The sequence below is a fragment of the Sphingomonas sp. SORGH_AS_0789 genome, assembly GCF_031453055.1.
Classification (GTDB): Bacteria; Pseudomonadota; Alphaproteobacteria; order Sphingomonadales; family Sphingomonadaceae; genus Sphingomonas.
The window spans coordinates 3,373,946-3,389,221 of record NZ_JAVIYV010000001.1; the positions used below are offsets into that span (position 1 = coordinate 3,373,946).

A 15,276-nucleotide genomic window follows, 5' to 3' on the forward strand; every position below is an offset into this window, starting at 1 on the left:
AGCATGATCCGCACCGCTTGGATTCGCCGCCCCCTGTCGGGCGTATCGGGCTGGAAACGTCTCCAAAAAGCACCGTAAAGACCAATAACGGTCGACACAGCGCAGCACGTTACAAAAATGTCATTTTATCAGAAGTGCTTAGAAAACCTGTTAAATACCATTCATTGAAAAGTCATATATTGATATTGCCCGCAAGGATGAAACATGTTTGAAATTCCCATCTCATCGATCGAATGAGATTCGGCTTCGCTGTCGAAAAAAGGGGACAGCGAAGTTGTTGAAATGGGGGGAAGTACATGAGACATATCGGTTTTTTGTTGGCCACCAGTTGTGTCGCGATGATGTGGGCCGCGCCTGTTGCCGCGCAGTCGGAAAAAACGACGCCGGCCACTGACGCCAACGCTGCCAAGTCCGAAAGTCGCAAGAATGCGGAACGTGAGAATGTCCGCTTGGATACCGGCGATCGGGAGGATCGTGCCGAGACGTCGCCCAACGATGTGATCGTGACGGGCTCGCGGATCGTCAACCCGAACCTGGCATCGGCGGCGCCCGTCCAGGCGGTTTCGGCGCAGGAAATCAAGCTCAGCGGCGCGGTCAACATCGAGGATGTTCTCAACCGGCTGCCGCAGGTCGTGCCTTACGCCCCGCAGGCGGATGACGAAGGCAACGGCACCGCACGCGTCAATTTGCGCAACATCGGCGGATCGGGCAATGCCGCGCTGATTCTGCTCGACGGTCAGCGCCTCGGCGGCCAGGTGGCGGCCGACGTCAACTCCATTCCCCCCGCCCTGATCCAGCGCGTCGACGTGCTGACCGGCGGTGCCGCCGCCGTCTATGGCCCCGACGCCCTGACCGGTGTGGTCAACTTCATCCTGAAGAAGGATTTCGAAGGGGTCCAGATCGACGCCAATTACGGCTTCTTCAACCATCTCAATCGCGACAACATCGTCACCCAGACAGCACGGTCGCGTGGCTTCCCGACCCCGCTGGGCTGGACCAACGATGGCGGGCGCGCGACGATCAACGTGGCCGCCGGTAAGCGGCTGTTCGACGACCGCCTGTCGCTGTCGGGCTATTTCAGCTATCGGCATACCGACAATCTGCCGTACAATTCGCGCTCTTCGCAGGCCTGCCACCTGTTGCAGGCTGGCATTGACGGCGCGCTGAGCTGCGACACCTCGATCTACTCGCGCTATGGCTATATCTACAACCTGAACAATCGGGTTGCCCAGATCAATGCCAGCGACGGCAGCCGCACCTTCCGGCCGTATCGCAATACCCAGGACGCAACCACCGACCGTCAGAATCGCATGGACGACAGCTATCAGATGCTGCGCGCCAACGAGCGTTACAATGCCGGTGGCTTCCTGTCGTTCAAGGCGACCGACTGGGCTGAATTCTACGGCAGCTACATGTTCACCCGCAACACCAGCCAGGGGACGTACCTGCCCGCCACGATCGGCGAGCAGACCAATGGCGCGGGCGGCTATCAGCTGAACTGCAACAATCCGCTGATGTCGGCGCAGCAGGCGCAGGTGCTGTGCGGCGCGGCAGCCGGCACCTCGGCGACCGTGCCGATCGACTTCGGCTATCGATTCCAGAACTATCCGACCCGCACGATCGATTATCAGCAGATCTACAACCGTGCGACCTTCGGCGTTCGCGGCGACTTCGGCGGCGCGTGGCATTACGATGTCGGCGGCGTATGGGCCAAGAGCCTGGTCAAGAGCGCGATCAACCGCAACTGGGCACCCTCGGGCGCCAACATCGCCAAGGCGCTGAACGTCGTCAGCGTCAACGGCGTGCCGACCTGCGTGTCCAAGGTCAACGGCACCGATCCGAATTGCGTGCCGCTCGACATCTTCCGCGGGGATTCGAGCGATCCGGCGGTCTATCAGTATATCTTCCAATATGCGCCCAACGGTCCGCGGCGTAACGTCGGCTATTTCTTCGACGTGCAGGCCAATATCAGCGGCGACCTGGGCCAGTATGGCATCCGTTCGCCCTTGGCGACCGATGGCGCTCAGGTAAGCTTCGGGGCGGAGTTGCGTCGTGACATCGCGAACAACTTCACCAGCGCCGACTATAACACGATCATCCAGGGTACGCCGAACCCGTCCTCCTTCTCGCGCGGTACGCAAACCGCCAAGGAACTGGCCGCCGAACTTCAGCTTCCGCTGATCCAGGACAAGTCCTGGACCCACCTGCTGGGCTTCAGCGGCGGCTATCGCGCTTCCAACTACGACACCTCGTCGCGGCCCTTCTTCAGCACCTGGAAGCTGGAGGGAACTTGGGCGCCCGTTCAGGATATCCGGTTCCGCGTCGCGCGCAATTTCGCCTCGCGCGCACCTGGCGTCTTCGAAGCGACTCAGAACATCAACTTCAGCCGCAGCCTGAACTTCGTCGATATCTGCGGCGCGTCGACCGCTGCGGGCGGTGCCCCGCTCGCCAGCCTCGCGGCGTGTCAGCTGCAACCCGGGTTCAACCCCGCCAGCTATGGCAGCACGTCCATCCGCTGCCCCGAAGCCGGTTGTATCTATCGCAACGGCGCGGTCGATCCGGCGCTGGGGCCGCAGACCGCGAACACGCTGACCTATGGTTTAGTGCTGACGCCGCGTTTCCTGCCACGCTTCAGCTTCTCGGTGGATCACTATGAGATTCGCTATACGAACCAGATCGTCGGGCTGGATCAGGACACCCTGGTCGCGAACTGCGTCAATTACGCCACCGATCCGACCGAGCTCAACAAGATCTCGTGTCAGCAGTTCGTCCGCAACGGCAACGGCACGCTGTATGGCAACATCAACAACCCGAATTCCGGCTATGTCAGCTCGCTCGTCCTGAACGTCCCCAACCGGATCGGCACGACCGGTTATGACTTCCAGGCGCATTACGACCTGCCGGTCAGCACCGGCACCCTGGCCGCCGACTTCAACGGTGGCCTGGTGAACAGCGCCCGCTCGGTCTCAAACCAGTCGGGCAGCGTCGGCTACTTCGGCGACGGCGTCGGCAACCCCATTCCGAAGTGGCGCCACAATCTGCGCACGACGTTCACCGGACAGGACGGGCTCTTCCAGATCTCGGCGAACTGGCGCTTCATCTCCGGCACCCAGAGCGGCACGCTGCGCCGTACGACGCAGAACACCTTCGCGCGCATCCCCGATTACAGCTATTTCGATCTGGCGGCGAACGTGAACATCGCCAAGCGGATGACGCTGGGGGTCATCATCAACAACGTGCTGGACAAGGATCCGCCGATCATTCCGGCTCGCGGCGGCAACAACACCTATTCGATCAACGGATGGCAGAACTCGCCCGTCAATTTCTATGACATTTACGGACGCTACATCCAGTTCTCGGTCACGACCAAGTTCTGATAATCGATCCTGGGGTGTCAAACCCTGGTCACAAGGAGTGCTCCCCGATGGCGATGCCGTCGGGGAGCATTTTCATGGGCACCACCCGATCAGAAGGTTTCGGTCAGCCTGAGCCTTGCCGATCGCGGTTCCAGCGGGTGGAACTGATAGCCTTCGACGCCGTCGTCCGGTTCGCCCGGCAGGCGCGTGGCGTAGTAGTAGGCCGATGCGTTGGCATGGGTGTTCAGCATGTTGAAGATGCTGAGCTGGACCGTCGTTCGCGCGCCGAGATGATATCCGACATCGAGATTGGCCTCGGTATAGCCGGGGTCGTGCGGTTCGCGCGGACCGTCGACCAGCGGATAGGGACCGAGATTGCGGATCTGGAAGCCGCCGAACCAGGGGCCCAGATCCTTGACCAGCGCACCGAAGGACAGGGTCGAGCGCGGTGCGTTGGCGATGAAGCGCCCGGTCAGCCCGAACGGCTTCAAATCCCCGCGATACCGCGCCTTGGCGAAGGCGATGTCGGCATTCAGCTCCAGCCAGCGCGTCGGATGATATTGCGACGACAATTCGATCCCGACGCGGCGGCTCGGCGCGGAGGCGCTGTCCTGGCCGACATCGGCATTATAGGCGAGTTCGGATTCGAAATCCTGCCGGAACAGCGCGAACTGCACCGCAAGCCGCCGGATCGCGTTCGTCCGCAACCCGAATTCATAGCCGACCGCCCGCGCCAGCAGCGGCGTCCGGCCGGCCGAACCGGGAACCCCTTGCTGCGGCACGGTGCCGAAGACGCCGCGCACATCGTCGCTGTGGAAGCCGCGTCCGGCGCTGATGTAGAATTCGGTGGTGTCGAAGGGGCGGATCGCGATGCTGCCCTTGGGCTGGAAGAGCATCTGATGCGCATGGCCCGAAAAGCGGGTTGTCCGGCTGGTGTCGGTAGCGCCGTAATATTCCTCGCGCAGCCCGATCGTGCTGCGCAGCCACGGCGTCCAGTCGGTGCTGTTCTCCACAAAGCCGCCGAGATCGAGCAGCGTCACGTCGTCGGCATTGCAGATACCGCCCGCCGCAGGCACCTGCGTCGTCCCGTTGGGCCCCTCGACCGAGCAATAGGATAGCGGCACGCGTTCCTTCGTGTGGAGCCGCGCGACATAGGCCCGGTCATAGCGCGCCTGCAGCCCGATCGTCGTCACGCTGGGTCGACCCAGAAATTCGTCGCTGCGGCGATAGGCGATCCGGCCGCCCGCCGTATCGCGGTTCTCATATTGCTTTTCCTGGTCGCCATTGACCGGATCGTCGAGATAATGGGTGAAGTCGTTCCACAGGATCATGTCCGACCGGATATAATAGGCACTGGCGTCGATCGCGGCGTCGCCGATCGGCTTGGCGAACCGGGCCGATAGACTGAAACGGTGCGAGCGGCTCCCATCGCTCGGGTCGAGCGTGCCGTACGGGTCGATCAACCCTTGCCGGACCGCGCGCCGAGGCTGGTCGGTGGTCAGATTGCCCTTGCTGGCATAATAAAGCGCGGTCAGGCTGGTGCCGTCATTGGTCGTTCCCTGGCTATAGCGGGCGGCGAGATTGACCTTGTCGAAATCGTCGGGATGCGTCCATGGGCCGTCGAGATGGCCATATTCGCCCGCCAGCAGCAGGCGGTGGTCGGGTGCCAGCGCGATCGTCGTCCCGCCGGAGACGCCATAATCGCCCAGCGTCCCGGCACTAAGCGACAGCGTCGTCGGGATATGGTCGACCAGCCGCATATGCGCCGAGCCGACCGCGCCGAAATCGCCCACCTCGGCGTGATACGGTCCCTTGGTGAAGTCGATCCCCGCGATCAGCATCGGCATGATGAAATTCTGATCGGCATAGCCCTGTCCATGGGTATTGGTCGGGCGATTGATCGGCATGCCATCCAGGAAGCTGGCGAAGTCGGTGCCATGATCGAGGTTGAAACCGCGCAACAGATATTGCGATGCCTTGCCCTCGCCCGAATGCGCGGTCACCACCAGGCCGGGGACGGTTTCCAGCAACTGGCCGGGCCGATAGATGGGCCGCAGCGCCACTTCGTCGGCCGTGATCCGCCCCTCGCTGGCGGTGGTCCCCTTGCCCAGCATGTCGAGGCGCGACGCGGTGACGACGATGTCGCCGGTGCTCGACCGATCCGCCCCTTCGTCCTTCTTCACGCGTGGCGAGGCGGCGGTGGGGTGCGCCGCGTCCGACATGAGATTGCCTTTGGCCATGGCTGCGACGCTTGCCGACAAGGCAAGCGCGCCGATCACCATCTTTGCCGAATATTTTGCGACTGTCATTCCGCCCTCGTGATAAGTCCGGGGGCGCCCCTCCATTCAAGGGTAATGCGAGTCAATATCAACAAAATGACAGCTGGTTCACACTCCGCACAAACCACTCGCAGCGTTAGGAAATAATATTACATCGCCGATCGCGGCGTCACCAGCCTGCCCCGCCATGCGAAGGCGAGGAACTGCGAAAGCTGATCCTTGTTGAAATTGTCGTCCGCCTCGACGATCAGGGTCCGCCGACCATCCGGCAGCCTCGGTCCCCAGGCCATCCCCTCCAGATTGTCGATCTTCACGCCCCGATATTGCTGCGGCAGGTCGAGCAACACCGTGCGGGTCATCGGAACGGCGGGGCAGGACGGCAGCGCCGGGCAGGACAGGACGTCGGTCGTGCGATCGGTGATGCCGGACACTATGATCCTGGCCCTCACGCCCGTCCGGGAGTCGAAAGGGACGACCCGTTCGATCGATAGGAAATGCCGGTCGTCGATCGCCAGAAGCTCGGAAACGCTATACTGGCCGTCGGGCACGTCATAGACATATTGGTGAAGCGGCCGGCCGCTCTTGGGGTCGAAGCTGGTCAACCGGTGCCGCGTGGCCTGGCCGGGTCCGTCATCGACGGCAAGGTCTTCATAGGCGGGAACCTCGTTGACCGCATAGACCGTCCCGCGCGGCCCGACCGCCAGCCCCTCGATCACCCCATTGGATGCCGCGCCCCGGCTTCGGTTATCGGCATAGAGATAGGCGGGCGGCAGCGAGAAGCTGCGCAGGATGCGTCCCGTGGCATCGGCCTCATAGATGGCGGGCTGAACCCGCCGCGCGGGGTCGGCATTCCACGTCCCCTCCGACGACCAGTAGACATGATGTCCACCGGCGTGGCGAATGGCCTCGGGATCGACCACCGGATGATCGGTGGGGAATGGCAGGCCCTGGGCATCGCGCAGCACCTGCTGCGCCTCTATCCGCACGCGCATCCGGTGATGGGCGGGGTCGAGCGCGATCGCCAGCCGGTAGTAGCGCGGCGGCCGGCCATCCCCCTTGTCGTCCGAAATGGCGAGATAGTCCCCGCCCGGCAGCCGGTCGAGCCCCGACAATCCGCCGATCGGCAGGCCCTGAAAGCGGGTGCCATGGGGGATGCTGGTCACACCGATCAGTTCCAGTGTCGGGGTCCCGTCCTTTCCGGCCATGGACGCCGTGGCACCCAGCCCGATCGCCAATATCGCCCCGATATTCCGCATTACCTTGCGCATGATGACCTTTGCCTTCGTCTCGGAATCGAAGGCCGGGCGCGATGGTGTTCCTCCATCGTGCCCGGCCCGTCCTTGTCCTTTCGCGGCGGCGAGCGGCTCAGCCGCCGCGATCCGCTGTCAGAACTCGAAATGCACGCTGGCGATCACCGTGCGCGGATTCCCGAAGTTGAAATAGCCGCCCTTGCTGGCCACCGTTCCTAGGTTCGAGAAATAGGCCTTGTCGAGAAGGTTGACGATGTTGAACTGCAAATAGGTCTTCTTCAGGCCGATCCACTCCATCCCGATCTGCGCGTCGAGATCGACCAACGTATAGCCCGCCACCTTCACGTCGTTGACATCGGTCACGAAGCGGTCGCCGACATGCTTGGCCGACAGCCCGACCACGCCGAAGGGCAGATTGACCTGCGCACGGCCGCCATATTGCCAGTTCGGCGTATCGACCAGCGACTTGCCCTTGGTCGCGATCGCCACCTGCCCCGTGGCGGCGTTGATGACATCGTCCTTCAGCTTGGCGGTCATGTAGGAGGCAAAGCCATAGAGGGACAGCCAGCGCGCCGGGCTGACCGAGAGCGAGGCATCGATACCCTTGCTGTCCATCCCGCCGACATTGCGGCTGGCGCTGATCGTGCCGCCGCCCTCGACCGGCGTAGTCACGTTGACGATGCGGTTGTCGTACCGGATGTACCAGCCGCCCAGCTGGGCCTGGGCGATGCCCATCGTATAGCGAAGGCCCAGATCATAGGAATCGGTGCGTTCGGGCTTCACCTCGTCCCCGCCCAGCCGGATGACCTTGTCGTCATAGGCATAGACATCGGTGCTGGGTGCCGAAAAGCCCTTGGTGTAGCTGGTGAACAGACTGACCGCCGGTGTCATCTGCCAGGTCAGGCCGATATTGGGCAGCAGCGCGCGATACTCCTTGATCCGCCCCGTATAGGGCGGCGCGAAACCTTTGGTCCGGCTGTCCGCCTGGACCTGCGCCTGCGTCTGCGACGTGCAATAGGCTTCGCTGCCGCTGCCCGGAATGGTGTAGCAGGCATTGTTCATGTTGCGCCGGAACAGCGCCGCGCGAAGGCCCAGGGTGAAGGACAGCGAATCGTCGAACGGCTTGCCGCGATATTCGCCCGAGAGCTGATGCAGTATCGAATAGGTCAGGCGGTTGCGCTTGTTGAGCACATGGCCCACCGCATCGAGCATGGCATGGGGATTACTCGCATCGCTGGTGCCGAACGGCAGCCACGGCGTGCCATCCGACCGCAGATAGCTTGCCTCGCCCGTCTGCGTCGTCCGCGCCCGATCCCAGGTATAGGCCAGGCGCAACAGGTTGCTCGGATCAATGTCGTAGCGAAGCCCGGCAATCGCGATCAGGCGATGGGTCTGGGTGTTCGACGGATAATAGGCGCGGACATAGTCGAGCATGTCGCCATCGCCATTGAGGTCGCGCCCCTGGGCGACACCGCCGCCCACGCGACCATATTGGTTGCCATTGGCCCCCTTCTGCCCGGCATTGGCGTCGCTCTCGGCGAACACGGTCGAGCCGCCGCCATTGGCACGGGTAAAGGCATAGCCGCCATCCATCGAGAAGGTCAGCCGATCGGACAGGGTGAGCAGGCTGTTGAAGCGGAGGTTGCCCGTATCGACGGGGTTCAGACCCGTTTGACGGGTGTTGGTGCAGCTCGACCGGTCATCCTGCACCGTGCCCTTCGCGGCCTGCATTTGGGAGGGCAGCGCGCAGGTGGTGCTGTTCAGATAGTTGTTGGTCTGGTCGGCGAACAGCTTGTCGAACTGTGCCCGCGTCAGATCGACGCGAACCGGACCGTTCGACGACGATCCATAGGGATTGCCCAGCACGCTGTTGAGGTTGGCGAGCGACGGCGTGCCATATCCGAAATTGCGATGCTGGTAGAAGAAGCCCGCCAGCGACACGAAATCCTTGCCGCCCAGCGGCTGGTAGATCCGGGCGTTATACTGGGCCTTTTGCACCTTGGAATAGCGGTAGAGGTCATAGCTCTGGCTGCTGGCGGAGAACCAGGCACGGGTGCCGCTGGCGGTTAGGTCGCCGGTGTTGAGCAACCCGAAGACGCGGTTCATGTTGCCGCCGCCATGCGAATAGACCGCCGTCGCGCTCAGCGTCTCGGTCGGGAGGATGGTGCGATAATTGACCGTGCCGCCCGCCGCGCTCGCGGTCGGCGAGTCGACGTCGGTCGACCCGAAATTGACGTTGACCGATTGCACCAGCTCGGGATCGATCTGCTGGCTGGAATAGATCGCATAATTGCCCGCGTCGTTCAGCGGCAGGCCATCGAAGGTGAAAGCGATGCGACTGGCATCGAAGCCGCGGATGCGGATGCCGCCGCCATTGCCGCCATAGGGATCGCCCGCATTGTAGTTGACGCCGGGCACGAGGTTGATCGCATTGAAGATCGACTGACCGGGGACGGTATGCTCGATATAGTCCTGCGTGACGATCGCGCGCGCCTTGGGCGAATTGGGCAGGTCCATCACCACCGGCTTGCGGGCGCGTTCGCCCACCACGACGACATCCTGCTCCGCCTTGTCTTCGGCGGCGATCGTGCCCGCCGTCTGGGCAAACACCATTTGCGGGAGCATGGCGCACAGGCACACGCCACCGATACCGGCAAGGCCGGTCCAGTTCTTGATCACATATTCCTCCACGGGAGATTTGGAAGAAGGCCGCCCTATGACCGAGGTTTTTCATTAGTGTGACAATGTTCATGTGTAATGATGATAAAAGCAATAGCGGCGCGGCGTGGCCCAGCCGCTTGATCTGCCGGCCAAAGCCCGACTAGGGCATGCGCTATGACCATTCCCCGCCGCGCGCTGCGCCGCTTCGCCATCGCGATCACCCTTCCCACCCTGACGATGCCATTCTCCGCAGGCGCGACCGCGCAGGGCGTGAAGACGCGGCCTTCTTCGCCCCCGGCGACGGCAAATGGCGGCATCATCCCCCTTCCGCTGAATCCCATCGTACCGCCCGCCCAGCGTGCCTGCACCTCGCGGACGCCGTCCGGGCTGAGCTATACGGTCTTGCGTCCTGGCACGGGTGCGATGCCCGGTGCGGACGCGACCGCGCTGGTCAACTATGTCGGCTATCTGGCCGCGACGGGCGTGGTGTTCGACCAGGCGATGCAGTCGGTCATGCCGGTGGGCGAAGTCATTCCCGGCTTCTCGCAAGGACTGCAAATGGTCGGTCGGGGCGGCATCCTGCGCCTCTGCATTCCGGCCGCCCTAGGTTATGGCGCGCAGGCCTCCGGCCCTATCCCGGCCAATGCGGATCTGGTCTTCCAGGTCGAAATGCTGGACTTCAAGACCGCCGCCGAGATCGCCGAACTCCGCCGTGCTGCGGCGGCTTCTGAGAAGCCCGCGACGCCGCAACCCTGAGTACGACATATCGAGGAGCCTGCGCGCTCGGGGCAGCCAATGTCATCATATGCGATTGACTCGCATTAGCTAATTTGGCAACGGGCTCGGACGGCCAGATACGGCACCGATGGTTCCGGGCCAGGGCTGGCGGGAGCGACGGGCATGCGAAGGAACGAGCGACTGTCGTCTGTGGCGCGGTCTGCCGTGCGTGTCGCTCCGGCAGCATATGCCGCCTTCGGGCTGGTGGCATGGCCCGCGCCATGACAGTCCTGCCGCCACTGGCCACGCTGTTCGCCGACCAGCGGCGACGGCTGATCGCAGAGGCCTCGCGTGTGACAGGCGACCCCGATGCCGCAGAGGATGTCGTGCAGGAGGCATGGCTGAAACTGGCGCAGCGGGGTCCGGAGCGGCCGGTTGGCGAACCCATCGGCTATATCCGACGCGTGGTCCGAAATCTGGCGATCGATGCCTATCGTCAGCGGCGACGACAGGAACGGATCATGCCGCCGGATCTCGACGGCGAAAGCGACCGGGTCGCGGCTGCGGCGGCCGATGCGGAGCAGGCCGCGATCGCCGCCCAGCAACTCGCCATCGTCGCCGCCGAACTGCGCCGGATGTCCCCGCCCATGCGCCGGGCGGTGGAGATGCATCGCCTGTCGGGGGTACCGTTGCGCGAGATTGCCGCCGAACTGGGCGTGTCGATCACGACGGCCCATTCGCTGGTCATCGAGGGTGTGGCGCGCTGTCGCCGCGCGCTTCACCCAGCGACGAATTAGTCCGCCGGGGCGAAAAAATGGCGGCTCCGTTCGTCCTCGGAGAGAAGGAAGAGGCTGAAGCCATTGTGAGCAAGGACGAGGGCGAGACATGTCACCAGCGCGAGGCGCTGGAATGGATGATCCGGTTGCAGGAGCGACCGGATGATGCCGCCTTGCACGACCGGTTTCGGCTCTGGCGCCAGACCCCGGCGCATGATGCCGCGTGGAGTCAGCTCAACCATGTCAGCGCCCTGATCCGGCAGCTTCCATCATCGGGCGGCGTGGTGAGGGTTGCCCCTGCAAGCGATAGGCGATGGCGACGCGCAGGCCGGACCATCCTGGCCCCGTTCGCGCTGGCCGCTAGCCTTACCGCCCTTTTCCTCGGTCGCGACCTTCTGCCGATCCCGGCAGCGGCAACGACGACGCGAACCGGCGAGGTCCGGACGATGACGCTCGCCGACGGCAGCCGCGTCACCCTGGCCCCCCGCAGCGCCATGACGTTCGACGGCGCCCGCCATGCACGCCTGTTGCGCGGAAGCGCCTATTTTCAGGTTCGCCATGATGACGACCATCCGTTCCGGGTCGTCGCGGGCGATGCGGTCGCCACGGATCTGGGAACCGCGTTCGAGGTCGCCATGGAAGACGCCACGACGCATATCGCCGTTCGCGAGGGAGCCGTCGGCGTATCCTGTGCCGGGGGCTGGGAGGATCCCCTTCCCTTGCGTCCTGGCCAGACCGAAGACCTCGACTGCGCATCGCGCACCCGGCATCGGGGCGAGATGCCGCCCTCCCGCGTCGCCGCCTGGGCGACGGGAAGGCTCATCATGATCGATCGCCCCCTGGCGGCGGCGATCGCGGCGTTGCGGCCATGGCATAAGGGATGGCTGATCGCCCGCGGCCCCGGCATGGCGCGCCATGTGACCGGCGTTTACGATCTGCGCCATTCCGACCGCGCCCTCGCCGCGATGCGCCAGGCTCACGGACTGTCCATCACCCGGATCACGCCGTGGATCACCATCGTCCGCGCCGACTGAACGGCGAATCCAAAAAAATTTTGAAACCCTCCGAAAATCCGAGCCGCCCAAACGTCCAACTCATGAATGCAAACAATACGCATTAGCATTTATGCCGTATGACGATGGGGGACTATGTGAAGAGCGGACGGATCGGTTTTCGATGGAAGCGGCTGGGCATCGGCTTGATGCTGACGGCCTCGACGATGGGGGTCATGGCCGCACCGCTGGCGGCTCAGGGTCGGCCGGACGAAATCAGCCTTGCCATCCCCGCACAGCCGCTGGCCGACGCGCTGGCGCTGTTCGCCCAGCAGGCGCAGGTGCAGTTGAGCGTCGATGCGGGCCTGCTCGCCGGGCTGCGGTCACGCGGGGCGTCGGGCCGCATGGACCGCGCCCGGGCCCTGGACCATCTGCTCGCCGGGACCGAACTCGACTGGCAGCTGTCGAACGGGGTGCTGACGCTCCGGCGGCGCTCGGTGCGGTCTTCAGGCGGCACGCAGGCCCCGGTGATCACCGACGCCCTGCGTGTCGAGGGAGACGATGCCCCACGCAATGTCGCGGCGACGCGGGCCGAGCGTGGCCATGACGCGGTCTTCGACGCCGATTTCTCCAGCGGCTACAAGGACCGGGCGGAGATCGAACGCTATAAGGGCGTCACCACCTCCGACCTGCTGAGCGGCATGGTCAATGTCCTGAGCGGCGATGCGCGCAACAGCGGCGCGCTCGACCCCAGCATTCGCGGTATCCAGGGGCCCGGCCGCGTGCCCGTCGTGATCGATGGGACCGAACAGGCGCTGACCGTCTGGCGTGGCTATAACGGCGCGAGCAACCGGGCCTATGTCGATCCCAGCCTGATCTCCGGGCTTCAGGTGCTGCGCGGGCCGACCGATCGGGGCAATATCCGAAGCTCGACCGGCGGTACGGTCGTCATCAACACGCTGGACGCGGACGACGTGCTGCGTCCGGGCCGGACCTTCGGCCTCGACGTGCGGCTGGAGGGCGGCAATAACGCGACCGACCCGCGCCTGCCGACGCTGCTGACCGGGCGCGACTATCGCACCGTGCCCGGCTTCCCGCAAAACTCGCCCAGCTTCGCGCTGCGCGACCCCTCGCTGCTGATCGTGCCGCGCACCCGCGATGACAATCACTTCTTCTCGCTGGGGGACCGCGCCGTGCGGGTCGCGGCGGCGCTGCGGATCGAGGGGCTCGACCTGTTCGGGGCCTATGCCTATCGCGAGCGGGGCAACTACTTCTCCGGGACGAGCGATCCGGATTATTACCGGCAGACGCAACTCCCCTCCAGCAATCTCAACCGGATCCGCCGCATGGCGCTGGGCTTCGCGCCGGGCGATGAGGTGCCCAACACCTCCAGCGATCTGGAGTCCGTGCTGCTCAAGGCGACTTGGCACATCGCCGACGACCAGTATCTGCTGGTCAGCCTGCGCGACAGCGTGACGCGATATGGCGAGATCATGCCGTCGCGCATCCTGATCGACACCGGCAATGCGCAATGGCCGCTCAGCAAGGTGCATGCCCGCGCTTATAATGCCGAATATAAGTGGCAGCCGGAGAGCCGCTGGATCGACCTGAAGGCCAATCTCTGGGCCACCGACACGACCAGCGACACCTATAATTCCGGCGGCATGCCCAATTTCGCGACGTTCGCCCAGCCGATCCTGGTCGACAATGCCCGCGCCAATGCGATCAACAACCGCTATGGCGTCAACGCGGCCAACACGGTCCGGTTGGGGTCGACCTTCGACCTGACGCTGAGCGGCAATTGGCAGCATGAGAAACTGGCGTCGCGGGACGTGTACGACGCCGCGCGCTTCCAGGGCTGGCGGCAATTCCCGCGTGCGGGACGGCGCGAGGAGTTCCTCGTCCGGCTGGACGGCGAATGGCGGCCCGCCAGCTTCCTGAAGCTGAACGCGGGGGTCAGCTATGCCGGTTACTGGGCGGTGGACGATTTCGCGCGGAGCCAGATCGCCAAGGGCAATGCGAACCTGCAATCGGTCGCCTATCGCGGCTATAATTCGTTCTTCAACGTAAAGGGCACCGGCGCCGATTTCGCCAAGCGCTACTGGCGCAGCCTGTTGACCGATGTTGATCCCAAGGAGGTCGACGCGCTGATCGCCCAGCTGCTGCCCGAATATCTCGCCAATCCCTATGAGGTCGCGTTCGAGGAGCAGGGGCCGACCTGGAGCCCCGATGCCCAGGGACGCTATGCCCGGAACGGCAATCCCTGTCTCAACGGTGCGATCGGCCAGATCGCGGGCAATGACGGGACGTGCCGTCTGCAGAGTATCGTCGAGGTCGTTCCGATCACCGCGCCGCGCCGGTCGGATCACCGCTGGGCCCCCAGCCTGTCCGCCACCGTCTATGCCGACGAACAGACCCGCGCCTATGCCCGCTATATCGAGACGTGGCGCTTCCCGAGCATGTTCGAGAGCACGCTGGGCTTCTCCGCATCGTTCAACCCGCTCGCGCAACTTCAGCCGGAGCACGCCAAATTATACGAGGTCGGCCTGGTCCGCGACCTGCGCAGCCTGTTGCACCTCAACCGCGAGGATCAACGCGCGGACATCAAGCTGACCTTCTATCGCAACCATATCTCCAACGTGGTCGAACGGTCCACCAACCTCCAATTCAGCAACATCCAGGAACAGACGATCGCGGGCATCGAGGCCGAGGCGCGGATCGATACCGGCGGCTTCTATACGCAGCTGGGCGCAGCCTTCATGACCACCAACCAGGTGTGCGACGAAAGCGCCGCCGCGCTTGCCGACAAGAAGAATGGCAGCGTTCCCAACTGCGTGAAATATGGCTTTCCCGACGGTTTCCTGCTGACCCAGGCGACGCCGGAGCAATCGGTCAACTGGACGATGGGAGGGCGCTTTTTCGACAAGCGGCTCGAACTGGGCGGGCGGCTGACCTATTACAGCCGCTACAACAATCCCTTCTTCGAAAAGATCGCGAACCTGCCGCGCGCGCAGCAGATCGACGTTTATTCGCTCAACGTGCCGTTCAGCTGGGGCGCGATCGTCACCGCCGACGCCTATGTCCGCTACAATCTGAACAAACGTTTCTCGGCCGAGCTGGTCGGGACCAACCTCAACGATCGTTATTATGCCGACCCGCTGACCCGTTCGCTGATGCCCGCACCGGGGCGCACCGTCCGGTTGAGCCTGACGGGCCGCTTTTGACGATCCCGCCATTCGACCCCG

At 63.9% G+C, this 15,276-nt stretch carries 8 protein-coding genes; 5 read left to right on the forward strand and 3 right to left on the reverse strand.

The genetic code is table 11. The features are described from left to right. Positions 1-449: 449 nt before the first annotated feature. Positions 450-3,377, forward strand: coding sequence for a TonB-dependent receptor plug domain-containing protein (locus QE360_RS15400; protein WP_309702910.1), 2,928 nt, complete (start codon positions 450-452; stop codon positions 3,375-3,377). Positions 3,378-3,466: 89 nt separating this feature from the next. Here QE360_RS15400 and QE360_RS15405 read toward each other — a convergent pair whose 3' ends face one another. The 3 genes from QE360_RS15405 to QE360_RS15415 all read right to left on the reverse strand — a co-directional run bounded on the left by QE360_RS15405 (position 3,467) and on the right by QE360_RS15415 (position 9,564). Continuing rightward, on the reverse strand, positions 3,467-5,665 hold the full coding sequence (locus tag QE360_RS15405) for a TonB-dependent receptor domain-containing protein (RefSeq protein ID WP_309702913.1): 2,199 nt from the start codon (positions 5,663-5,665) through the stop codon (positions 3,467-3,469). A gap of 119 nt (positions 5,666-5,784) precedes the next feature. After that, positions 5,785-6,903: an esterase-like activity of phytase family protein gene (locus tag QE360_RS15410; protein WP_309702915.1), complete on the reverse strand. Its 1,119-nt coding sequence runs from the start codon at positions 6,901-6,903 to the stop codon at positions 5,785-5,787. 117 nt (positions 6,904-7,020) lie between these two features. Continuing rightward, entirely contained in the window at positions 7,021-9,564 is a 2,544-nt protein-coding gene (locus tag QE360_RS15415) for a TonB-dependent receptor domain-containing protein (RefSeq protein WP_309702916.1), read from the reverse strand. 156 nt (positions 9,565-9,720) lie between these two features. Here QE360_RS15415 and QE360_RS15420 point away from each other — a divergent pair, with 156 nt between their 5' ends. The 4 genes from QE360_RS15420 to QE360_RS15435 all read left to right on the forward strand — a co-directional run bounded on the left by QE360_RS15420 (position 9,721) and on the right by QE360_RS15435 (position 15,255). Further along, on the forward strand, positions 9,721-10,302 hold the full coding sequence (locus QE360_RS15420) for an FKBP-type peptidyl-prolyl cis-trans isomerase (protein WP_309702918.1): 582 nt from the start codon (positions 9,721-9,723) through the stop codon (positions 10,300-10,302). 242 nt (positions 10,303-10,544) lie between these two features. Beyond that, positions 10,545-11,060: a sigma-70 family RNA polymerase sigma factor gene (locus tag QE360_RS15425; protein WP_309702919.1), complete on the forward strand. Its 516-nt coding sequence runs from the start codon at positions 10,545-10,547 to the stop codon at positions 11,058-11,060. 65 nt (positions 11,061-11,125) lie between these two features. Continuing rightward, positions 11,126-12,073: a FecR domain-containing protein gene (locus QE360_RS15430; RefSeq protein WP_309702920.1), complete on the forward strand. Its 948-nt coding sequence runs from the start codon at positions 11,126-11,128 to the stop codon at positions 12,071-12,073. A 98-nt stretch (positions 12,074-12,171) separates the two neighbouring features. Further along, positions 12,172-15,255, forward strand: a complete 3,084-nt coding sequence (locus tag QE360_RS15435; protein ID WP_309702922.1) for a TonB-dependent receptor domain-containing protein — start codon at positions 12,172-12,174, stop codon at positions 15,253-15,255. Positions 15,256-15,276 lie beyond the last annotated feature (21 nt).